The following is a 22,236-nucleotide window of genomic DNA, read 5'->3' as shown; positions in this document are numbered from 1 at the left end:
CAACCATGACCTGAAAAAGCAGATACGTGCTGCCGCTGAGAAAGAAGAGTACGAGGGCTATCAGCATCGTATGACTCCTGAGTGGCTGGAAGACCTCGCAGAGCTGGGAACCGACTGGCATAAGCCTTTTCTTGAGATGGCGCCATGGCTGATTGTTGTATTCAAAAAAGCTTACGAACTGAAGCCAGACGGCACAAAGCGCACTAACTAGTATGTAGGCGAGTCGGTGGGCTTAGCTTGCGGCTTTCTTATTTCGGCTATTCACCATGCAGGCTTAGTTACCTTAGCCCATACCCCAAGTCCTATGAATTTTCTGACAAAGCTGCTTAAGCGGCCAGAAAATGAACGGCCTTTCCTGTTGCTGCCCGTAGGCTATCCAGCAGCTCAAGTACAGGTGCCCCACTTGCTGCGCAAGCCCCTGAGTGAGGTCAGTGAGTGGTATACCTAAGCGGGTAAGAGGTATCGTACTTCGGAAAGTGCCGTAAAAAGAAGCTGTATTCCTGATTTATAACAGGTAAAACGCTTTTAGGCACATGAATAAGAAGTTAAAATTAAGCTGGGAGCTAATCAAGCGTACATTCAGAGAATTTGCTGATGACAGGCCCTTAGATTGGGCGGCCATCATCGGTTTCTATACTATTTTCTCGCTTCCTGCAGTACTCATCATTACACTACGCATTGCCGGAGCTGTTTTTGGCGAAGAGGCTGTGCAGGGCGAGCTGGCAAAACAGATAGGTGGCATTGTGGGCCACAGTGGGGCCCAGCAGATACAAAATATCATTGAGAACGCTGACCGCTCTTCGTCCACTACAGTTGGCACCATTATAGGAGTCTCCACCATGATTTTCTCTGCCACGACAGTCTTCGTTGCTTTGCAAGATTCACTAAACGCAATGTGGGAGGTGCGTGCCAAGCCGGAGAGGGGCTGGGTAAAGCTTGTTGTCGACCGCGTGCTTTCGCTGGCAATGGTGGTGAGCCTGGGTTTTCTGTTATTGGTGTCGCTATCTATTGATGTAGTGATGGGGCTAATAAATGAGTTTTTGCGCGAAGAATTGTCTGGCATTGCCGTTTACCTTATTACCATAGGCAATGTGCTTGTGTCTATCCTGATCAGCGTCATCATTTTTGCTGCTATTTTTAAGGTGCTTCCTGACGCTAAAATTCGCTGGCCCAATGTGTGGGTAGGAGCTACGGTAACAGCTATTCTCTTTGTGCTAGGTAAGTCTATCCTGAACATATACTTCCAGCACGACCCTTTAGCGGATACTTATGGGGCAGCGGGGTCACTCGTGCTCATACTGGTATGGGTGTATTATACCTCAGTTATCTTTCTACTTGGTGCCGAGTTTACTCAAATATACTCCCGGGAGCATGACCATGGTATTCGCCCTCAGGACAATGCTGTAAAAGTTGAGACAAAAGAGGTGGAGAAAGAGGTGTGAAGAACTCAGGCTCTTAAACTAAAACAGCCCCGGCAACGCTTAAGATGCCGGGGCTGTTTTATGTATGTTTGATACTTACGATAAAATGCCAAAGAAAGCCCTGGCACTCATATCTTTGGCAGTATAAGCGGATGTGCAATTTTATCAGGCTCTTAAACGTAAGCCAACAGAAAGGGAAGGAGAAAGCCCTTGCACTAGACACTTTGATGATGTCGCCCCCAAGGAAGCCCTTCCCTTTCTCTTCTTCTTAAAAGCCTGGACAGTACCTAGCGGCTGCCCCATCCGCAGGCATGAGTGAGTGTAGGCCCGGAAGATGAATGTTTTTTTTCCACTTAAGCCCCTTTCAGCTATGAAGAATTTACTCTGTCAGAACCTGGGCGTCGATGTGGGCAAAGACGCCCTGGATGTGGTGCGACATTCCTTCACTTTTGTTGGGTTCGATCTTACCCTATGTTCTACCGCCTGCACTTGCCGGCTGTTACCTTTGCTGCAGCAAACATGCCCTGCACCGGGATGCGTCAGCAGCTAGTAATATAAGAAATAAGGCGGTCGGGCAGACCGTTTCAGCTTGGAAGATATACGGTCGCAGTAGCCAGGTAGCCCAGGAATCCAACCTGCTTTAGCGGTGGGAATGTCAATTACCTTACAAACCGCAATTCAGCATTAACTGGGTTGCCGCCGGTAAAAGCTTGTATGAGCCTTGGGTCTATGCCAAGAACCTGACCAATGAAATTGATGTTGTCTGGGCTGATAGTGGTGGTAACATCCAAGTTGCTATCTGTCAAGGTCCTGATCTGCATCTCCCCAAACATGTCTGTTGTGATGGTTGTTTCATCATTGTTCATAGACCAGTTTCCTGTTTGGGTTTGCTCCTGGCCTTGCGCTGTAAAAGTAGCGCTGTAGGTATTGTCGTCCATGAAGGTTATGCGCAGGGTCTGGAAAGTGCTTGCATTGCTACCGATTAAAGGGATGGTTGCTACGTCTGTGTTGTTGAGCAAGACTTTATCGCCTTCCCATGGCTCAGCAGTTAGTTTTTCTCTTTTAGATGGCTCAGCCGTCTCATCATCGTCATCATCGCAGGATATGAGTAGATTCACGGACAGTATCAGGGCGAAATAGAATAGAAGTTTTCTTAGTTGCATAGTGGTCGCTTAAGAGGTCATATAGTAGAAATATATTATATGCTATAGCGAAGGAAACAGGAAATAGTTGGGCGTAGCAGCGCAAAAATTTTTGGCTCTGCTTTACATTATATTTACTTCAGGGCTAAGTCTGATGCCGAATTTTTCCTCTACCGAAGCAATTACCTCAAAAGCCAGCTTCCGAATATCCTCACCTTTGGCTCCGCCATAGTTTACCAGTACCAGCGCTTGATGCTTATGCACACCATAATTATCTATTACTTTGCCCTTCCAGCCGCATTGCTCTATAAGCCATCCAGCTGGTACTTTTACCGTAGTCTGGGAAACAGGATAGGAGGGAATGGTAGGGTACTGCTGCTGCAGTGCCTCAAATTGCTCTTTCGGGATTTCCGGGTTTTTGAAAAAGCTGCCCGCGTTGCCGATCTGTTTTGGGTCCGGCAGTTTGCTTTGGCGAATGTGACACACGGCTGCACTTACATGGTGGATGCTCGGGTCCTGCACCTGCATCTCCTCCAAAGTTGTTTTGATGGCTCCGTAGGAGGTGTTCAAAGTATGTTTTTTATGCAACTTAAAGGTAACGTGCGTTACAATAAACTGCCCTTTTAACTCATTTTTGAATACACTCTCGCGATAACCGAATCTACAGGCTTGGTTATCAAATGCACGAACCTCTCCGGTCTCTATGTTAACCGCCTCTAACTCATGAAAAACGTCTTTCAGTTCTACACCATAGGCACCGATATTCTGCAACGGGGCAGCACCCACTGTACCTGGAATCAGCGATAAATTTTCAATACCTCCTAAGTCAAGCTCTAAAGTTTGCAGAACAAACTCATGCCACACCTCACCGCCGCCAGCTTTTAAGTACACATAGGCTTGGTCCTCCTCAACTTTCTCTACACCCTTAATGCCATTTTGAAGTACTAGTCCGTCAAAGTCTTTAGTGAATAACAGGTTGCTGCCGCCGCCAAGTATGAGTTTAGGCTCCTGCTTCAGTTCTGGCATCTGCAACAGCTCCTGAAGCTCTTCTACTGAGTCGAAACGGGCAAATAACTTCGCTTTAACATCAATGCCAAACGTGTTGTATGGTTTTAAGGGGAAATCAGTCTGCAATTTCATAAGCGGGTGTTCTTTGAGGCAAAGATAGCTAAATTGAGTTAGAGAGTACTTATTGCCCCATAGAGATAGCTTGACGGAGTCAGTTAATGCTGATAGATGTAATGCTGCTACCAAACTCTTTAACTCCTAAATGCCCTAACTTCAAAACCTCTATCTTTGCGTTTCGATAAAAGTATACGATATGGCGAAGAAGACACAAATAGAGAATTTCAATATCATAGCCACTACACTTTCCGGTTTGGAGGAGGTGTTGGCACAGGAGCTGCGCGACCTGGACATGGAGTACGTGAAGGTAGGAAACCGTGCTGTTACCTGCTCGGGCAACCTACGTCAGCTCTACGAAGCGAACTTGTGGTGCCGAACTGCCATTCGTATACTAAAGCCAATCCGTCAGTTCAAGGCTCACGACGAGAAAAACCTGTACGAGCAGGTGCAGAAAACAGACTGGACGGAGATGATGGATTTGGACATGACCTTCGCCATTGACGCCGTAGTGAGCCACTCTACATTTGAGCACTCCCTGTATGTCGCCCAGCTTACAAAAGACGCGATTGTAGATCAGTTCAGGGCCAAAACAGGGGAGAGACCTTCAGTGGATAGAATCAGGCCTGACGTGCGCATTAACCTGCACATGCATGATAACCTTGTTACACTCTCTTTAGACTCTTCTGGCGATTCCTTGCACCGCCGTGGCTACCGCCTACAGACAAACGTAGCTCCGCTTAATGAGGTATTGGCGGCTGGCATTATAGCATTATCTGGCTGGGATAAAAAAGCTCCTTTTGTAGACCCTATGTGTGGCTCAGGTACTTTCCTGATAGAGGCAGCCCTTATGGCGCAAAATATCGCGCCTGGTTTATTCCGCCGCGACCCATTTGGCTTTGAGAAGTGGAAGGACTACAATGAGCAGGTTTTTGAGATGGTATGGAATACTGCCGAAGCTAAAGAAAAACGCACACCACAGGCAAAAATAATTGGCTACGATCTGGATGCTGACTACATCGATGCGGCTCTGAACAATATTGAAAACGCCGGACTCGAGAATGTTATACAGGTAGAGCAGGCAAACTTCTTTGAAACACATGCTCCGGAAGGGCAGGGAGTAGTAGTAATGAACCCACCTTACAACGAGCGCATTCAGTCTGATGACATTAACCTGCTTTACAAAAATATCGGTGATACACTAAAGAATAACTACCAGGGGTATGATGCTTTTGTGTTTACTGGTAACCTGGAGGCAGCGAAAAATGTAGGGCTGCGCACATCGCGTCGTGTTCCGCTTTATAATGGCTCCATTGAATGCCGCCTGCTTAAGTATGAGTTATACCGTGGCTCAAAAAGGGGAGGTGGAACAGAGTAAAAAGCATCAAAACGAAAAGAGCACCTGTTTAGGGTGCTCTTTTTGTTAGTGCTATACTTAAAACTAAGCCTTTTTCTTGGTTGTAGTCTTTTTGGCTGTAGTCTTTTTAGTAGTGGCCGCTTTTGCCTTGGTTGCAGTTTTCTTTTCAGCTGCTGGCTTATCAGCATCGGCTTTTTTCTTGAAGCCGCCACGACCTTTTTTCTCAGGTGTAGCCTCGGCCAATGCAACGCACTCCTCCAGGGTTAGCTCACTAGGCTCTTTATCCTTCGGAATCTTTACGTTTTTCTTGCCTGCTACAATGTATGGACCGTAGCGTCCGTTCAATACTTGTATATCAGGGTTCTCCGGGAATGTCTTGATGATCTTTTCGGCATCTGCCTTGCGCTTGGCCTGAATAAGCTCAATGGCTTCCTCAGCAGTTACCTTTAGCGGATCCAGCGTTTTTGGCAGTGAGTAGAACTTGCTGTTATGGCTGATGTATGGACCAAAACGACCAATGGCAGCTTTCATCTCCTTGTCTTCAAAAGTGCCAACAATACGTGGCAGCTTAAACAGCTCCAGTGCATCCTCCAGCGTCAGGCTCTCAATAAACTGGCCTTTGCGAAGGCTGGCGTATACTGGCTTCTGGCCGGTTTCCTCATTCTCCTCGCCAAGCTGTACATAAGGGCCAAACCGGCCAAGCTTAGCGATGATCGTTTTGCCTGTTACTGGGTCTGCACCCAATTCACGGGCACCGGAAACGTCTGCTCTTGAAATGTTTTCGCTCGACTCGATGCGCTTGTGAAACTTCTGGTAAAACTGGTCCAGCATGTTTTCCCACTCCTTCTGCCCCTGCGCTATCTCATCAAATTCAGCCTCTACTCGTGCTGTAAACGAATAGTCTATCACGTTCGGGAAGTGCTCTACCAGGAAGTCGTTCACCACCATGGCTGTGTCGGTTGGGAAAAGCTTACCTTTCTCAGCGCCGGTGATTTCTGTTTTAGTCTGCGTCGTAATGTTACCGTCTTTCAGGGTCAGCACCTGGAAATTACGCTCTTTCCCTTCACGACTGTCTTTTTCTACATAGCCACGCTTTTGAATGGTAGAGATAGTAGGAGCATAAGTAGACGGACGGCCAATGCCCATCTCTTCCAGTTTCTTCACCAGGCTTGCCTCTGTATAGCGTGCTGGTGGTCGGCTGTAGCGCTGCGTTGCCAGCATCTGGCGCAGGTTTATACCTTGGCCAATGCTCAATGGAGGCAACATGCCTTTTACATCCTCATCAGCTCCTTCCTCATCATCGTCTTTCGACTCAATATATACTTTCAGGAAACCTTCAAACTTAATCACCTCACCAGTAGCTTGCAGTTTATGGTCCTGTTGCGTAGAAATGCCAATAGTTACAGTTGTCTTTTCTATTTCAGCATCAGCCATCTGTGAAGCGATGGCACGCTTCCAGATCAGCTCATAAAGGCGCTGCTCATTACGGTCGCTGCTCACATTCATTTGTGAGAAGTCTGTAGGGCGTATGGCTTCGTGCGCTTCCTGTGCAGATGAAGATTTGGTTTTAAAGCGGCGGGTTTTTACAAACTTCTCACCAAAAGAGCGTTGAATCTCGTTACTGGCTCCCTGTATGGCCTCCTCCGAAAGATTTACAGAGTCAGTACGCATGTAGGAGATTTTACCAGCCTCATACAAGCGCTGTGCAATGGTCATGGTCTGAGCTACCGAGAAGTATAACTTGCGGCTAGCCTCCTGTTGCAGGGTAGAAGTAGTGAACGGAGGCGCAGGGCTGCGCTTTAGCGGCTTCTGCTCCAGGTTCTCTATTTTATACTCTGCACCTATACATTGCTGCAAGAAAGCCTGCGCTTCTTCTTCGGCTTTGAATTTCTTAGGAAGCTCAGCCTCAAGTGTTCGACCTTGTACATCAAAAACAGCGGTGATTCGGAAAGCGGCTTCTGCCTTGAAGCGATCAATCTCACGCTCGCGCTCCACCACCAAACGTACTGCCACCGACTGCACTCGTCCTGCTGAAAGACCTGTTTTGATTTTTTTCCAGAGTACCGGCGATAGCTCAAAACCTACCAGCCTGTCCAGAATACGGCGGGCCTGCTGGGCGTTTACTAAGTCCATATCGATGCCACGCGGTGAGCTGATGGCGTTAAGAATAGCGTTCTTAGTAATTTCCCGGAAGACTATGCGTCGGGTTTTAGTATCGTTCAGGTTCAACGCCTCTGTCAGGTGCCACGAAATGGCTTCTCCCTCACGGTCGTCGTCCGATGCAAGCCACACTATTTCAGCCTCTTTTGCCAGTTTTCGAAGTTGAGATACCACCTCCTTTTTGTCGCTGGAGATAACATAGGTAGGTTTAAAACCATGTTCTATGTCAATGGCATTGTTGTCTTTAGGCAAGTCGCGCACATGGCCGAAGCTGGACTTTACTACAAAGTCTTTCCCTAAATATCCCTCAATTGTTTTTGCCTTTGCAGGCGACTCTACTATGACTAAGTTTTTTATCATCCTTTATATTTACAGGCGAAACAGGCCAAATTTTGCCCAAAGTTCAAATTTTTTTTTCAACAATTACAACCACAACCGTATAACGTGGGTTTAACAACGCGTGAAAACTAGCTAGTCTGCTACACAGACCAATGCTATAACTATACGTTCACTTTAATAATATATGCAAAGAATCGTACTCCTCTGTCGCCATGCGGAAGCTTATGACCCTTACCCATTGCAGCCTGATTTTGAACGTGAGCTCACTCCAACAGGCCAGCAGCAGGCCCGAAACACCGGAAAGTGGCTACGTGAAAAATTTTTAAAAGCGGATACTATTCTTGCAAGTCCTGCCACACGTGCCAACGCTACAGCCCGCATCATAGCAGGACGTTTATACTTTGATGAGGAGCAGATCAGCTATAACCCCGACCTCTACAACGCCCGCGAATCGCAGTTAATGAAAAGCCTGGGAGAATTGCCGAACCATGTAAAGCAGGTGATTCTGGTAGGGCACAACCCAGGTATAACACGTCTGGCCCGCGAATTAACAGAAGAGCTGCAGCTTAGCTATCTGAACCCTGGCAGTGTAGTAGCAGTGGCTATAGACCTCGAACAGTGGCAGGATATACATGTTACTACCGGTATACTGATGGACCAGCACTCTGGGTAAATAAGCATAGGCTATTCTCCGAAGCCATTTTCAAGTTATACAATAATTCTATATTTTAGAGGCATGGCCGGTAATTTAACCGCCAGCATGCACCCTTAACACCTGCATAATGAAAACTAATGTGGTGGCCGTAATCAACCAGAAAGGCGGCACTGGCAAAACAACTACAACCATAAACCTTGGCAGCGCCCTCAGTAAGCTGGGCAAAAAAGTGCTGCTAATCGACCTGGACCCTCAGAGCAATCTTTCCTATTCGCTTGCTGTTTCTAATACTGATGCCACCTTGGCTGATGTCTTCCAGGGTGACAAAGGTCTTAACGACATCCTGGTAGAAAAGAACGGCCTTTGGGTAGCACCTGGTTCCAATGACCTGGTGGATATTGAAATATCGCTGGTGTCGCAGCCGGAGCGGGAGAAGTTTCTTAAAAGTATACTGGCAAAGGTTAAGGGGTTTGATTTTGTGCTAATTGATTGCCCGCCGTCTTTGTCGGTGCTAACGCTTAATGCGCTTACTGCTGCACAGGAGGTACTAATTCCATTGCAAATGGAGGTTCTGACGCTGCAAGGGCTGGATCAGATAACAAAAACAGTGCAAAAAGTAAAAAAAGCGCTCAATCCGAAACTTAAAATCAAAGGCATCGTAGTTGTGATGTTTGATGTGCGCCGCAAATTAAGCCAGGAAGTGCTGGAATACTTGCAGGACAACGTGCAGGAGAAGATTTTCAGAAGCCAGATCAGGATGAATGTAAAGCTGGCTGAAGCTCCCTCATTTGGAAAAAGCGTGCTCGACTATGATGCTTCCTCAAATGGCGCAAGAGATTACGCTGCCCTGGCTGAGGAGTACCTGGAGGCATAAGAGATAATGCTTCATATAGACCAAATTTTTTCACAGTTTTAAGTATATTGCACCTACTTGAAAGCCTTTTGTAGCCACCTGAACCCAACTGAATGTTTCAGAAGGTGTCTGCTCAAGGGTTAGAGATACCCTATTCCAACCAAACTAACTATGGCCTTAGGTAAAAACTTGAAGTTGAGTAAAGAAAAGCTCATCAGTGACGTAGAAGCCAAAGATGAAACTATACCTGCTCCAAAAGAAAAGGCTGAGAAAGGTGCTGCTACCACAACAGTAGCTGACTCTCCGGCCAAAGCATCTGCTTCAACTGGCAAAGAGCAACCGGCACAGCCGGGTAAACCTGCTCCCGATAGATTGCCAGGTGCTAAACAACCGAGACAAGGCAAACTTCCTAACAACCCTGAGTATATCAGCGACCAGCTGAACAGGGTGCTTTATGCTCTTGATGCCTTCAAGAAAGGTGACGTATCGGTGCGCCTGACAAAGCAGAACGATGACATTTTTGCTGATATCGCCGAGGCCTACAATTCGATGGTGGAAATGATCGGTGGTGTGGGTGGTGAGGTGTCTCGTATCTCTAAAGTTGCGGGTGTGGAGGGAAACCTGAAAGCCCGTGCCTCTGCCGAAAATGCTTCCGGCTTCTGGAAGGATATGATCAACAACATCAACGGCCTGGTGGATTCTATTGCGGTACCGGTACTGGAAGTAGGTAAGGTGCTCAAGAATATCTCCAGAGGTAACCTGGACGAGACTTTCCAAATTCCTGTTTCCGGTGACTTTAAGGTGATGGCAGAGACCATTAACCGTACGATTGATAACCTGAACCTGTTTGCCGGTGAGGTAACGCGTGTGGCTCTGGAAGTAGGTACAGAGGGTAAGTTGGGTGGCCAGGCATCGGTTCCTAATGTTGCTGGTGTGTGGAAGGACCTGACGGATAATGTAAATACCATGGCGTCTAACCTGACCTTTCAGGTGCGTGACATCGCCAATGTTGCGACTGCCGTGGCGAAGGGTGACCTGACCCAGAAAGTGTCGGTGGATGTAAAAGGGGAACTTAGTGAACTAAAGGAGAACATCAACCGAATGGTAGACTCCCTGAATATATTTGCTGGTGAGGTAACCCGTGTGGCCCGCGAAGTGGGTACAGAGGGTAAACTGGGTGGCCAGGCAAGAGTGCCGAATGTTGGTGGTGTATGGAAAGACCTGACTGACAACGTGAATACCATGGCTAGCAACCTTACCTCGCAAATGCGTGACATTGCCAATGTATCAACTGCTGTTGCCAAAGGTGACCTGACGCAGAAGATCACCGTGAACGTGCGTGGCGAGATGGCCGAACTGAAAGAGAACATCAACCAAATGGTGGACTCGCTCAACATATTCGCTGGTGAGGTAACCAGAGTGGCACGTGAGGTAGGTACAGAAGGTAAACTAGGAGGCCAGGCCAATGTACCAAGAGTAGAGGGTACCTGGAAAGAGCTTACTGATAACGTGAACCTGATGGCCGGTAACCTGACTTCTCAGGTACGTGACATCGCTAACGTAGCGACTGCCGTGGCGAAGGGAGACCTGACACAAAAGGTGTCTGTAGACGTGAAAGGTGAGCTGGGCGAGCTGAAAGATATCCTAAACGAAATGGTGGACCGACTGAACGTGTTTGGCGCGGAAGTAACGCGTGTGGCACGTGAGGTAGGTACAGAAGGTATGCTAGGCGGACAAGCCAACGTTCCTAACGTGGCTGGTATCTGGAAGGAGTTAACTGATAATGTGAACTCCATGGCCTCTAACCTGACCCTGCAGGTGCGCGACATTGCCAATGTAGCAACTGCGGTAGCCAAAGGCGACCTGAGCCAGAAAATTACGGTGAATGTGCGCGGTGAGTTGGCCGACCTGAAGGAGAACCTAAACCAGATGGTGGACTCCCTGAACATCTTTGCTGATGAGGTTACTCGTGTGGCACGTGAAGTGGGTACAGAAGGTAAGCTGGGCGGACAGGCTAACGTGCCGAACGTGGGCGGTACCTGGAAGAACCTGACCGACAACGTAAATACCATGGCCTCTAACCTGACTTCTCAGGTACGAGACATTGCCAATGTGTCTACAGCGGTAGCGAAAGGCGACCTGACTCAGAAGGTGTCTGTGGATGTGAAAGGCGAGCTGGGCGAGTTGAAAGAGAACATCAACCGAATGGTGGACTCCCTGAACATTTTTGCCGGTGAAGTAACCAGAGTGGCTCTTGAAGTGGGTACTGAGGGTCGACTAGGCGGACAGGCCAATGTGCCGAACGTTGGAGGCGTTTGGAAAGACTTAACGGATAATGTAAATATAATGGCCTCTAACCTGACAACTCAGGTGCGAGGTATAGCAAAAGTGGCTACTGCGGTAGCTAAAGGCGACCTAAGCCAGAAAATTACGGTTGAAGCCCGCGGAGAGCTCCTTGATTTGAAGGAGAACTTGAATCAAATGGTGGACTCACTCAACATTTTTGGTGATGAGGTTACCAGAGTGGCGCGCGAGGTAGGAACAGAAGGTAAATTAGGAGGTCAGGCCAATGTGCCGAACGTGGGCGGTACCTGGAAGGATCTGACTGACAACGTGAACTACATGGCAAGCAACCTGACTTCTCAGGTTCGTGATATTGCCAAGGTAGCAACTGCGGTAGCGAAAGGTGACCTGAGCCAGAAAATTACGGTTGAAGCCCGCGGAGAGCTCCTTGACCTGAAGGAGAACCTGAACCAAATGGTGGATTCCCTGAACATCTTTGCTGACGAGGTAACCAGAGTGGCACGTGAAGTGGGTACAGAAGGACGTCTGGGTGGCCAAGCCAATGTGCCGAAAGTACGTGGTACCTGGAAGGAACTAACCGACAACGTGAATACCATGGCCTCTAACCTGACCCTTCAGGTGCGCGATATTGCAAAAGTAGCAACAGCCGTGGCGAAGGGTGACTTGACTCAGAAAGTGTCGGTTGATGTAAAAGGTGAGTTGAATGAGCTAAAGGAGAACATGAACCGAATGGTGGACTCTCTGAACATCTTCGCTGGTGAGGTAACGCGTGTATCATTGGAAGTAGGTACGGAAGGTAAGCTAGGCGGACAGGCCAACGTACCTAATGTTGCCGGTGTCTGGAAAGACCTGACAGATAATGTGAATACCATGGCCTCCAATCTGACAACTCAGGTGCGAGGAATTGTGAAAGTAGTAACAGCGGTATCGAAAGGTGACCTGACGCAGAAGCTGATGCTGGAAGCGAGAGGAGAAATGGCTGAACTGGCCGATACGATCAACACCATGGTGGTTGACCTGAACCGTCTTGCTGGTGAGGTATCTCGTGTGGCAAGAGTTGCGGGTGTAGAAGGTAAGCTGACCGAACGCGCCACACTGCAAGGCGTTGGTGGTAGCTGGAAAGAGCTGGTGGATACGCTGAATGACCTGCTAGAGTCCATCGTAACACCAGTACTGGATGTGTCACGTGTGGTACGCGCCATCTCAGAGGGTGACTTAACACAGAAAGTTGAGGCACAGACGGCGGGTGATATTCTGGACATGGCAAACGCACTTAACCTGGCAGTTGACAACCTGAACGCCCTGCTTGGTGAAATCAATGACTCTTCACTGGTTGTAGGTTCTTCATCTGAAGAAATGGCCGCCAAAGGGTTAGAGATGAATAAGGTAACCTTGGATGTGGCCCTTGCCATGCAGCAAATGGCGGAAGGTGCTCAAAACCAAGCCCTCAAAACGGACCAGGCCTTTAAGCTTATTGAGGAGATCATGAAAGCTACCAAGGAGACGGCTAATCGTGCCGAGGTAGTGAACAAATCAGCCCTTCTCGGTGAGGAGAGTTCTCAGATAGGTCTGAAAACAGTAGCAGAAGTGGTGAAAAACATGGAAGAAATCTCCAGCTCTGCTGCACTTACTTCTAAAACTATTGAAGTATTGAGCACACGCTCTCAGGAAATATCCAAATCTCTTGGTGTTATCACTGACATTGCTGCACAAACTAACCTACTTGCCCTGAACGCTGCTATCGAAGCGGCTCGTGCAGGTGAGGCTGGCCGTGGCTTTGCTGTTGTAGCCGAGGAGATCAGAAAGTTGGCCGAAGGTTCGCGTAAGTCTGCAAGTGAGATTGCCACGCTGGTTGAGGACGTGAAGAAAGATACTGCTTCTGCCGCCACAGCGATCTCAACCATGGAGGGCCGTGTATTGAAAGGAAAGAATGCCACTTTTGAGGCATCTGGAGCCTTCAAAAACATTGCTGCTTCCAGCGGTGAAACTCTCCGTACAGCACAGGACATCCTTACAGCAACGGAAGTACAGAAAACTACCATTGGAGACGTAGTGAAATACGTGGAGGAAGTAGTAGCTATTGCTGAGCAGACAGCCTCTGGTACACAGCAGGTAGCTAGCACAGCCAAGCAACTTTCAGGATCGATGCAGGAGCTTACATCATCTTCCCAGAACCTGAATGACATTGCCGCCGATCTGCAGGTAAGTATCTCTGCCTTTAAACTGATAGACGGAAACCTGGTGTTTAATGATAAAAAAGGATTAATGGCTTCTATGCCTGCCAGTCAGCGCAAAGATAAAGCTGCAAGCAAAAGAATCTCATCAAACAACACACCACGCAAAGCAAACGGAGTTACAAGACTGGGAGAAGGTAATTCAAGGTAATGGCAAAAGAAGCGAAGAAAAGTAATAAACAGGCGGCTTCGACACCATCTGAAGACCAGGCAGTAGCTTCCTCATCGGAGCCTACTGCTACCGCCGAAAAGCAAAAAGATAAATCTGTTACAGAGGCTGCCAGAGAACAGGTAACGCCTGAAATGGTGCACCTAATTGTGTTCAGGCTTGGTGCTGAAGAGTATGCCATCAGGATAGACCAGGTAAAGGAAGTAACAGTTACTCCTGGCATTACGCGTATGCCCCGCACACCTGATTTTGTAAAGGGTGTCGCAAACATACGAGGTGACATTATCGCTATCATTGACCTGGAGAAGCGATTTAATATCAAAACAAATCCTAACCTTACAAATAAGATATTAAGCTACACGCTTGTGGTGGAAGCTGACGATTATAGTATAGGTGTGGACGTGAAGGAAATGCCTCAGTCTCTTAACCTTCCCTTGACTAAGATTGATAAAACACCATCGTTTCTGCAGGACGTGAGCGTTAGCGAAAACTTTATTGAGGGTATCGCCAAAACAGATAACAGGCTTATCATTGTGTTGGATATGCATAAGATCCTGACTCAGGACGAAATCAACCAGTTGCCAAACATTTAGAAACCGAAACTATACTTAACCCAAGTATGAAAAGAATATTGATAGTAGATGACTCCTTCTACATGCGCACAATGCTGAAAAACATGCTCACTGATGCGGGCTATGAAATAGTAGGCGAAGCGCCAAATGGACAAACAGCACTGGAGCTGGCAAGAGAAACAAAGCCTGACCTGATCACTCTTGATGTTATTCTGCCTGATAATACAGGACTTGAGATTTTGAAAGGCATCAGAGCAGAGCAGCCAGACCAGAAAATCATTATTGTGAGCGCTGTAGGCCAGGAAGTGATTGTGAATGAGGCCATGGAGAATGGTGCTAAGTCATATATTGTTAAGCCGTTTTCAGAGGAGAAAGTGCTGGAGGTGGTAAGTCAGGTGCTATCTGAGGAGGCCACTAAGTAATCGGCAAAAGTAGCTGGGAAGTACTTCAATTTTTAGGAGTAGAGGAGAAAGGGGATATGTTGCGAGTGCTGATTGCGGATGGCTCAAGCTACTCCAGACTGGTGTTGCAGGATATTATTGGTTCAGCCGATGGTGTACAGGTAACGGATCTTGCTGCCGATGGAGGGGAGCTGCTTGAGAAACTAAAAGTTGACAAAGCGGAACTGGTGGTGCTCGATTATGATCTTCCTAATAATGAGGATCTGTTGGTGCTAAAGCGCATTTTTAGTGAAGTACCAGTACCAGTATTACTGTTGCTTCAGCAGGAACAACTTACTTTGGAAATGCTGAAGCAGGCAGTTGAACTTGGAGTGTATGGTGTAGTACTTAAACCGGGCAATAGCCGCTACTATACCAATTACAGAAGTATAGCGCAGGAGGTGCTTCGAAAAGTATTGGCAGTGCGCCAGACTGAACTATATGACACACAGCAAAGGCTCAAGCAGCTGCAGCAAGAGGTAGTGTTTTTGAAAGAGGCCTCGCAGCTTGGAAGGCAAAATAATTCTACTGCCGATACAGTCATTGTGATTGGTGCCTCAACAGGCGGAACGCAGGCAGTAGAAAGCATTGTAAAGCAGCTGTCACCAGATCTGAATGCATCAGTACTGGTAGCATTGCACCTGCCGCAGAACTTTACAAGAACCTACAGCGAGAGGTTACGGTCGCTCACCCCGCTTAAAGTGGTGGAGGGGCACAGGGGTGTAAAGTTATGCCCGGGTAAAATTATTGTAGCTCCAGGAGGCTGCAATATGGTGGTGGAATCCATCATGGGGAGTAGGGAAAACCTCATGGTGTCATTTACAGATGAGGAGCCTGTTCTTTATGATCAGCCATCTATTGACCTGTTAATGCGCTCTGTGGCACAGAGTGCCGTGAAGCAGGTAGTTGGGGTAATCCTGACAGGTATGGGTAAAGATGGTACTTCTGGTGCCTCTTACATCCGAAGCCGCGGAGGAATTGTGGTGGCTCAAAACGAAGAAACGTCGGCCATATTCGGAATGGCTAAATCAGCCATTGATAGCGGGTACATAAATAAGGTGCTTCCATTGCCGGAAATTCCACAGTTCCTGAACAGGTTTGTGGCAGGGCAGCAGCAGGTCAGGGTAACTGACAGTAAATATGAAATCGAGAGAACAGGAATATAAAGAAATATTTATAGCCGAGGCCCTGGAGTACTTTGATGCGCTCAACAGGCATATCAGCACACTAGAGAAAGAACCTGATAGCGACGAGACGCTGGCAGAGATTTTCCGTTTGCTGCATAACCTGAAAGCCAACTCCAAAGCTATCGGATACCTGCAGATCTCGGATGTGTCGCACAAGCTGGAAACAGCCTTTAGCCTTATCCGGAATAAAGAGCTGACTTTTAGCGATGAAGTGGTAGGGGTGCTCTTCGACGGAATTGACCTGCTTGGAGAGCTGATTCACAATGTGGACAACCCAAACTATGGGGAGCCTGACCCGGTGCTGCTGCGAAACCTTGACATTATTGTCGAGAATCTTTCTGACAGCACCATCGAGCTAGCCAAGGTACAGAAGTATAATACTTCTAAGAATCTGGCGCTTTCAGAGCTGATTTATATTCAGATCAGAAAGCTTGACCACATGATGAACTTGGTGGGTGAGTTGATGATTGACCGGGACAGAATTCTGTCAATCAGCCGCGACCTTAATAACGATGAACTCAAGAGCGTGAGTTCACACCTGTACCGCATAACTGAGGATTTGCAGTATAGTGTGATGGATGCGCGCCTAGTAAATATAGGATCGCTCTTTAACAAGTTCCCGCGCATTGTGCGTGATGTAGCTACCGCTGAGGGGAAAGAGGTAAACCTTGAACTGATCGGTCATGATATTCAGATCGACAGGAATATCCTGCAGATTATGGCAGACTCTCTGCTGCACCTGGTGCGAAATGCGATTACGCATGGTCTGGAAAAACCAGATGAGAGGCAGGCAAAAGGGAAAGGTGCTGTTGGAGTGCTAAGACTGGCGGCTCAGAGCGATCGGGAGAATGTGCTTTTGAAGCTACAAGATGATGGTAGAGGCATAGACCTGAAGCAGGTGAAGCGCACAGCAGTTGAAAAGCAGCTTATTTCTGCTGAGGCGGCAAGAGGAATGTCTGACAATGAGGTGTTGTCTCTTTTGTTTGAGCCAGGATTTTCAACGGCTAAGGAAATAACGGAGTACTCCGGCCGAGGTGTAGGGTTGGATGTAGTGAAAAATGCTATAGATTCCATTGGCGGCCGCATTTCTGTTGATTCTCAAAAAGGCAAAGGAACAACCTTTTCAATGCAGTTGCCCTCTTCGATTGCCGTGAAAGGAGCACTGTTGTTTGAAGTGGATAGTATTTATTTTGCTATTCCACTTATACACACCGACCAGGTAGTGTCGCTGGATAAGGACGAACTACATGAGGTCGGGGGCGTACTCATCGCCAACTTAAAAGGAGAGACCGTTACGGTAGTATACTTGAACGAGCTCTTAAATGCCCCTGAGGCAACTATGGACCTTGGAGACAAAAGCCGGCTTAACGGACAGGTGCAGAACATCATCATCGTGTCCTACAACAACAGGAAGCTCGGGCTTATTGTAGATAAATTGTATAGGCAGCAGGATATCGTGGTAAAATCACTGAGTAAGCCGCTGGACCAAATAGATATTTATGGGGGAGTTACATTGCTTGGCACGGGTAAGGTTTGCCTGGTGTTGGATGTGCCGGCAGTGACGCGTTACTTTATTCAAAGAAAGCAGGGGTGAGGCGATGGGTAAGCGAAACACAAACGAGACGACAACTATGATGATGGAAACTCAGATATCAGAGTTAGAGAGAGATATTATCAAGGAGATTCTGAACATCGGCCTGGCAAGGGCTGCAGACTCTTTTGCGGCTATTGCAAAAGACAAGGTGCTGCTAAAGGTGCCAGACATCCAGTTAATAGAAGTAAAGGAGCTTTTAGAGCTAGTTGCCCAGTATGAAGATACCCATGTGATCATACAATCAGATATAAAAGGTGACTTTAATGGTGCTACCCTGATGCTCTTCTCTGATGATCATATTGTTCGTTTGTCTGAAGTGTGCCTTTCAATGGTAGATGTGCAGAAAGGGGAACTTTCGGTTATGCAGGAGTCGCTGCTGTTGGAAATCAGCAATATCATAACAGGTGCACTGGTAACACAACTGGCCAATATTCTTAAAGCCAACATCTACGGATCTCCTCCTAAAGCCCCCAAAAGCCATATAGCAGACTCTTTGAAAGATATTTTGGTGCAGCATCCACTGTTCCAGCCGCTTGTGTTTACTGTAATTACCCGCTTTACCCATAACTCCAGAAGTGTTGAGTTACCGCTGCTGCTGTTCTTCGACACCAAAACCTTCATTACTATAATTGACATAATCCGCACTTTCGATTTAGGCAAGAACAACCTGATGGAAACCGACTGAGCCAATTTGTAGTAGTGTAGCTTATTCAGGTGGTGTGGCAAGGTATAATTAGGTTGTTGGTCACACTATTACAGATGGAGCTATACTTCTTACATGTCAGAATCTAAACAAAAGCTCAGCAAGTATGAGATTACCGGTTATGCCCTGATTATACTGGGTGCGGTTGTGCTTGTCTGGGGAACTATCAAGTTTAATCTAGTAAAAGAACTGTACCTCGACCCAGCAGACAGGGAAGGGGTGTTCGGGCAGTACGGGGAGTTTATAGGTGGCATTGTGGGTTCGCTCTGGGCCCTTGCGGGAGTATTTCTGTTCTTTGCCACACTCACCTACCAAAAGCGAGAGTTTGAGCTGCAGCGCTTCGAACTGCATAAGACGCAAAAGATCTTTCAGCAGCAAAACTTTTCTACGCTGTACATCAGCTTCATCCAAAAGCACAACGACATTATCGACTCGCTGGTCGCTTATGATATAAATCAGAGTGCCTGGCGTGGCTCTAACTTCTTTGTTTTCTTTCAGGAGAAGGTGCTTACTTCTTTTGTACAGAAAGTTAGAAGCCTTGAAGCAAATGAGAAAACAGAGCAGGAGCTGCTAAGCATCTTTCAAGACTACTTTACCTATCATTTTACATTTTATCAGAACTCTCTCAACCCGTACCTGAAGAACCTTAGTGTACTTTTTAAGCTGATTCAGCGATACAAGGCAGAGACACAGGACCAGGGTGAATACTACAGCTTTATCACCAAAGCGAATTTTACTCAATCAGAGCTGTTTTTAATTTACCATGTAGCGCAGTTTAGCCTGTTAAGTGAGTTTAACAGACTTGGCAGTGCGTTCGGTGTGTTCGAGGATATGAGTGAGGAAAACAAGGTGGCGTATATCGTGCGGCAGGAGCTGGATTAAAAATTGCCCTCACGTCGTCTGAGGCATCATTTAAGCAACAATAGGTATAAATTACTAACACATTGGCTGACAATTAAGTATAAGTTGGTGCTGATGTTTTACTTTTGATAATAGAGGCAGATTTCGTTTTTTTGCCATCTTATCATTTTATAAACCTTCTATACCCATTGATGAACGCTTTAGGCAGACACATTTTAGTTGAATTTTACGATTGCTCTCCTGAGCTGATGAATGACGTTGTTCACATAGAGAACAGCATGGTTGCAGCTGCCGAAACGGCCGGTGCCACTGTCATCAACAGTACGTTTCACCACTTCTCGCCATATGGTGTTTCTGGTGTGGTGGTGATTCAGGAAAGCCACCTGGCTATACACACATGGCCAGAGTATGGTTATGCCGCTGTAGACCTATTCACTTGCGGTGATTCCGTGGATCCGTGGGTATCTTATAACTACCTGAAAGAAGCTTTCCAGGCAGGACACGGTTCTTCAATGGAACTGCGACGCGGCCAGCTGAGCCTGCTCAAACGCAACGACTTTAATCTGGATTCGCTACGCGACGTCTCGCCTAAACCAGAGGAGGAAGTTGGTACCATTACGCGTGATGTGTGGTTTACGGAGCGCGATGAAAATATCGCTCTGTCGCTGAAGCACTCCGGTAACCAGCTGTATAAAAAGGACTCTCCTTACCAGCGTGTAGAAATATACGAGACTTTGGCGTATGGCAACATGCTGACGTTGGATGGTATGGTGATGTGCACACAGAAGGATGAGTATGTGTATCACGAAATGATTACGCATGTGCCAATGTTCAGCCATACTAAAGCGAAGCGTGCGCTAGTGATAGGTGGTGGTGATGGCGGTACTGTCCGTGAACTGCTTCGCCATGAGCAACTAGAGGAAGTTACACTTGTTGAGATAGACGAGTTGGTAATTGAGGCCTGCAAACTTCACTTACCAGAAACAGCTGTGGCATTTGATAACCCGCGCCTGAACCTGCTGGTAGAAGACGGTATCAAGTATATCAATGAATGCGAAGACGGCCGTTATGACCTGATAATAGTAGACTCTGCCGACCCTGTTGGACCAGGCGAAGGCTTATTCACTGCAGAATTCTATAGTCAAGTCCACCGCTGCCTGACACCTGATGGAGTTATGATCACTCAATCAGAGTCTCCACGCTTCAACAGTGGCGTATTCGTAGAGATTTACGATACTTATAAGCAGATCTTTGGAGAGGGTAAAGTACACTGCTACCTGGCAGCTATCCCAACGTATCCTACAGGTACCTGGAGCTTCTCCTACTCATCTAAAGGAAATTCGCACCCTCTGAACTTTGATCGTGAGGCGGCTGCCAAGTTCTCTCAGGAGCAAGGCTTAAAGTACTACAATGAAGAAATTCACACTGCTGCTTTTGCCCTACCAAACTTTGTGAAGGAGCTACTAAACAGCGGTTCCAAAGAAGCAATTGAAGCACACTCAGCAGAGCCCACAAATGAATAGCAAAGAACAAAAGATACAGAACTTCGACCCAAATGGTGTAGGAGATATTAGTGGTGGCCTCTTTGGTTTACCTTTTACTATAGAGGAATCTGAGGTTGTTATTGTTCCTATACCTTGGGAGGTGACCGTTTCATACAGCGCTGGTACTGCACAAGGACCGCAGGCTATCAAAGATGCATCCCCACAGCTGGATTTATACGAGCCAGGTGTGAAAGATGCCTGGAAGCTTGGCATTGCGATGGAGGAAATCTCTGATGAATGGGCTGCTACTAGCGAAGCACTGCGTGAGAAAGCTGATGCATATATCAAATGGCTAGAAGCAGGATGTCCGGAGGAAGTAGAATCTGAGTATGAAGACTTGCCAGCAGAAGTAACTGCCAAAGGTGATGAGCTACTACAGTGGTTAAAACAAAAGTCACTGGCCTACCTGGAGCAGGGCAAGTTGGTGGGCGTACTAGGCGGAGACCACAGCACACCGTTGGGCTTGATGCATGCTCTGGCTGAAAAGCATGAGGAATACGGGATTCTACAGATAGATGCACATGCTGACCTTCGTGATGCCTACGAAGGCTTTGAATACTCGCATGCCTCCATCATGTTCAATGCTCTGAAGCTGCCACAGGTAAAGAAGCTGGTACAGGTGGGTATTCGTGACCTGGCGCAGTCTGAAGCGGACCTGGCGGAGCAGTCTAACGGTCGCGTAACAACTTTCTACGACGCTGTTCTGAAGGAGAATATGTACGCCGGCGACAGCTGGAAAAAGGAGTGTAAGAAGATCATTGCACAGCTACCGCAGAAAGTATACATCAGTTTCGATATTGATGGTCTTGATCCGAAGCTGTGCCCTGGTACAGGCACACCAGTGCCAGGTGGTTTGGAGTTTGAGCAGGCTATTTACCTGATAAAGCAATTAGTAAAATCTGGTCGCCAAATCATTGGCTTTGACCTTTGCGAAGTAGCTCCGGGAGACAGCGAGTGGAATGGCAACGTTGGCGCTCGTGTACTAATGAAGCTATGCAACTGGATGGCTGTTTCACAAAAGCGTCTGGAGGCTCAATTCTAGTACCCAATTATAGTATAAACAGAGCATCTTGTAATCCCCGTAGGCCTCGGTTTGCGGGGATTACTTTTTTAGGTTGTATACTTTCATCTTAATTAAATATGTAACGTATAGGAGTATAGCTAAATATCTATATTTAAAGCAAAATCAAAACTATGGGATTTGTAATTAAACTACTGTTAACTGGCGCAGCTGCTATGCTGGCATCTTATATTCTGCCTGGTGTATCGATTGATAGTTTCTTAACTGCACTTATACTGGCGTTGGTATTGGCTGTGCTCAACGCCATTGTGCGCCCTGTACTTGTGTTCTTAACAATACCAGTCACCATACTTACCTTAGGCCTTTTTCTGCTCGTCATTAATGCTGTTATCATTTTGATGGCCGATTGGCTGATAGCTGGCTTCGATGTAGCTGGTTTTATTTGGGCGCTTCTGTTTAGTTTGGTGCTTGCTGTTATCACGGCCATTTTGGATATGATTTTTTAATCTTACGATTAAATGCCAAAGAAAGCCCTCGCACTAGGGGCTTTAGCCAAGG

General features: G+C 47.2%; 20 protein-coding genes. 17 read left to right on the top strand and 3 right to left on the bottom strand.

Annotated features, from left to right (window positions below; translation table 11 throughout):
* The first annotated feature begins 70 nt into the window (after window positions 1-70).
* The 4 genes from PKOR_RS26010 to PKOR_RS24855 all read left to right on the top strand — a co-directional run bounded on the left by PKOR_RS26010 (window position 71) and on the right by PKOR_RS24855 (window position 1,971).
* On the top strand, window positions 71-211 hold the full coding sequence (locus tag PKOR_RS26010) for a nitroreductase family protein (protein ID WP_338047501.1): 141 nt from the start codon (window positions 71-73) through the stop codon (window positions 209-211).
* A 93-nt stretch (window positions 212-304) separates the two neighbouring features.
* Entirely contained in the window at window positions 305-448 is a 144-nt protein-coding gene (locus PKOR_RS26005; protein WP_338047500.1) for a nitroreductase family protein, read from the top strand.
* Between the two features lie 85 nt (window positions 449-533).
* Window positions 534-1,442 (top strand): YihY/virulence factor BrkB family protein, encoded by a 909-nt coding sequence (locus PKOR_RS19480; protein WP_046312897.1) that lies wholly within the window; start codon window positions 534-536, stop codon window positions 1,440-1,442.
* A 349-nt stretch (window positions 1,443-1,791) separates the two neighbouring features.
* On the top strand, window positions 1,792-1,971 hold the full coding sequence (locus tag PKOR_RS24855; protein WP_148561588.1) for a hypothetical protein: 180 nt from the start codon (window positions 1,792-1,794) through the stop codon (window positions 1,969-1,971).
* A 109-nt stretch (window positions 1,972-2,080) separates the two neighbouring features.
* Here the strand turns inward: PKOR_RS24855 and PKOR_RS19475 are convergent, their stop codons facing one another.
* On the bottom strand, window positions 2,081-2,584 hold the full coding sequence (locus PKOR_RS19475) for a hypothetical protein (protein WP_046312896.1): 504 nt from the start codon (window positions 2,582-2,584) through the stop codon (window positions 2,081-2,083).
* 102 nt (window positions 2,585-2,686) lie between these two features.
* The gene (gene murB, locus PKOR_RS19470) at window positions 2,687-3,703 is read right to left on the bottom strand and encodes a UDP-N-acetylmuramate dehydrogenase (protein WP_046312894.1); all 1,017 of its coding nucleotides are present in this window, start codon (window positions 3,701-3,703) and stop codon (window positions 2,687-2,689) included.
* Between the two features lie 181 nt (window positions 3,704-3,884).
* Between murB and PKOR_RS19465 the strand changes: the two genes are divergently transcribed.
* Complete coding sequence (locus PKOR_RS19465; RefSeq protein ID WP_084694852.1) at window positions 3,885-5,063, top strand: THUMP domain-containing class I SAM-dependent RNA methyltransferase; 1,179 nt, start codon at window positions 3,885-3,887, stop codon at window positions 5,061-5,063.
* A 63-nt stretch (window positions 5,064-5,126) separates the two neighbouring features.
* On the opposite strand, the gene topA is transcribed toward PKOR_RS19465, so the two are convergent.
* A complete protein-coding gene (topA, locus tag PKOR_RS19460; protein WP_046312892.1) occupies window positions 5,127-7,562 on the bottom strand; it encodes a type I DNA topoisomerase in 2,436 nt (811 codons plus the stop codon).
* Between the two features lie 163 nt (window positions 7,563-7,725).
* On the opposite strand from topA, the gene PKOR_RS19455 reads away from it, so the two are divergent.
* The 12 genes from PKOR_RS19455 (at window position 7,726) to PKOR_RS19400 (ending at window position 22,184) form a co-directional block, all read left to right on the top strand.
* Complete coding sequence (locus PKOR_RS19455) at window positions 7,726-8,214, top strand: SixA phosphatase family protein (RefSeq protein ID WP_046312891.1); 489 nt, start codon at window positions 7,726-7,728, stop codon at window positions 8,212-8,214.
* Between the two features lie 109 nt (window positions 8,215-8,323).
* Window positions 8,324-9,070: a ParA family protein gene (locus PKOR_RS19450; RefSeq protein ID WP_046312889.1), complete on the top strand. Its 747-nt coding sequence runs from the start codon at window positions 8,324-8,326 to the stop codon at window positions 9,068-9,070.
* 150 nt (window positions 9,071-9,220) lie between these two features.
* Window positions 9,221-13,738, top strand: coding sequence for a HAMP domain-containing protein (locus PKOR_RS19445; protein WP_420806318.1), 4,518 nt, complete (start codon window positions 9,221-9,223; stop codon window positions 13,736-13,738).
* The gene (locus PKOR_RS19440) at window positions 13,738-14,349 is read left to right on the top strand and encodes a chemotaxis protein CheW (protein ID WP_046312887.1); all 612 of its coding nucleotides are present in this window, start codon (window positions 13,738-13,740) and stop codon (window positions 14,347-14,349) included. Before PKOR_RS19445 ends, PKOR_RS19440 begins: the two co-directional genes overlap by 1 nt.
* A 26-nt stretch (window positions 14,350-14,375) precedes the next feature.
* The gene (locus PKOR_RS19435; RefSeq protein ID WP_046312885.1) at window positions 14,376-14,750 is read left to right on the top strand and encodes a response regulator; all 375 of its coding nucleotides are present in this window, start codon (window positions 14,376-14,378) and stop codon (window positions 14,748-14,750) included.
* A gap of 56 nt (window positions 14,751-14,806) precedes the next feature.
* Window positions 14,807-15,934: a chemotaxis protein CheB gene (locus PKOR_RS19430; protein WP_046312883.1), complete on the top strand. Its 1,128-nt coding sequence runs from the start codon at window positions 14,807-14,809 to the stop codon at window positions 15,932-15,934.
* Window positions 15,909-17,549, top strand: coding sequence for a chemotaxis protein CheA (locus tag PKOR_RS19425; protein ID WP_046312882.1), 1,641 nt, complete (start codon window positions 15,909-15,911; stop codon window positions 17,547-17,549). Before PKOR_RS19430 ends, PKOR_RS19425 begins: the two co-directional genes overlap by 26 nt.
* 4 nt (window positions 17,550-17,553) lie before the next feature.
* Complete coding sequence (locus tag PKOR_RS19420) at window positions 17,554-18,234, top strand: chemotaxis protein CheC (protein WP_235336820.1); 681 nt, start codon at window positions 17,554-17,556, stop codon at window positions 18,232-18,234.
* 93 nt (window positions 18,235-18,327) lie between these two features.
* Window positions 18,328-19,134, top strand: coding sequence for a putative phage abortive infection protein (locus PKOR_RS19415; protein ID WP_046312880.1), 807 nt, complete (start codon window positions 18,328-18,330; stop codon window positions 19,132-19,134).
* A gap of 170 nt (window positions 19,135-19,304) precedes the next feature.
* Complete coding sequence (gene speE, locus PKOR_RS19410) at window positions 19,305-20,636, top strand: polyamine aminopropyltransferase (RefSeq protein WP_046312878.1); 1,332 nt, start codon at window positions 19,305-19,307, stop codon at window positions 20,634-20,636.
* Window positions 20,629-21,699: an agmatinase family protein gene (locus PKOR_RS19405; RefSeq protein ID WP_046312876.1), complete on the top strand. Its 1,071-nt coding sequence runs from the start codon at window positions 20,629-20,631 to the stop codon at window positions 21,697-21,699. Before speE ends, PKOR_RS19405 begins: the two co-directional genes overlap by 8 nt.
* A 152-nt stretch (window positions 21,700-21,851) precedes the next feature.
* Entirely contained in the window at window positions 21,852-22,184 is a 333-nt protein-coding gene (locus tag PKOR_RS19400; RefSeq protein ID WP_046312872.1) for a phage holin family protein, read from the top strand.
* Window positions 22,185-22,236 lie beyond the last annotated feature (52 nt).

It is taken from the genome of Pontibacter korlensis (genome assembly GCF_000973725.1).
GTDB classification, from domain to species: Bacteria; Bacteroidota; Bacteroidia; order Cytophagales; family Hymenobacteraceae; genus Pontibacter; species Pontibacter korlensis.
The sequence above is the reverse complement of the archived record's forward strand: the minus strand, read 5'-3'. Positions and strand labels throughout refer to the sequence as shown.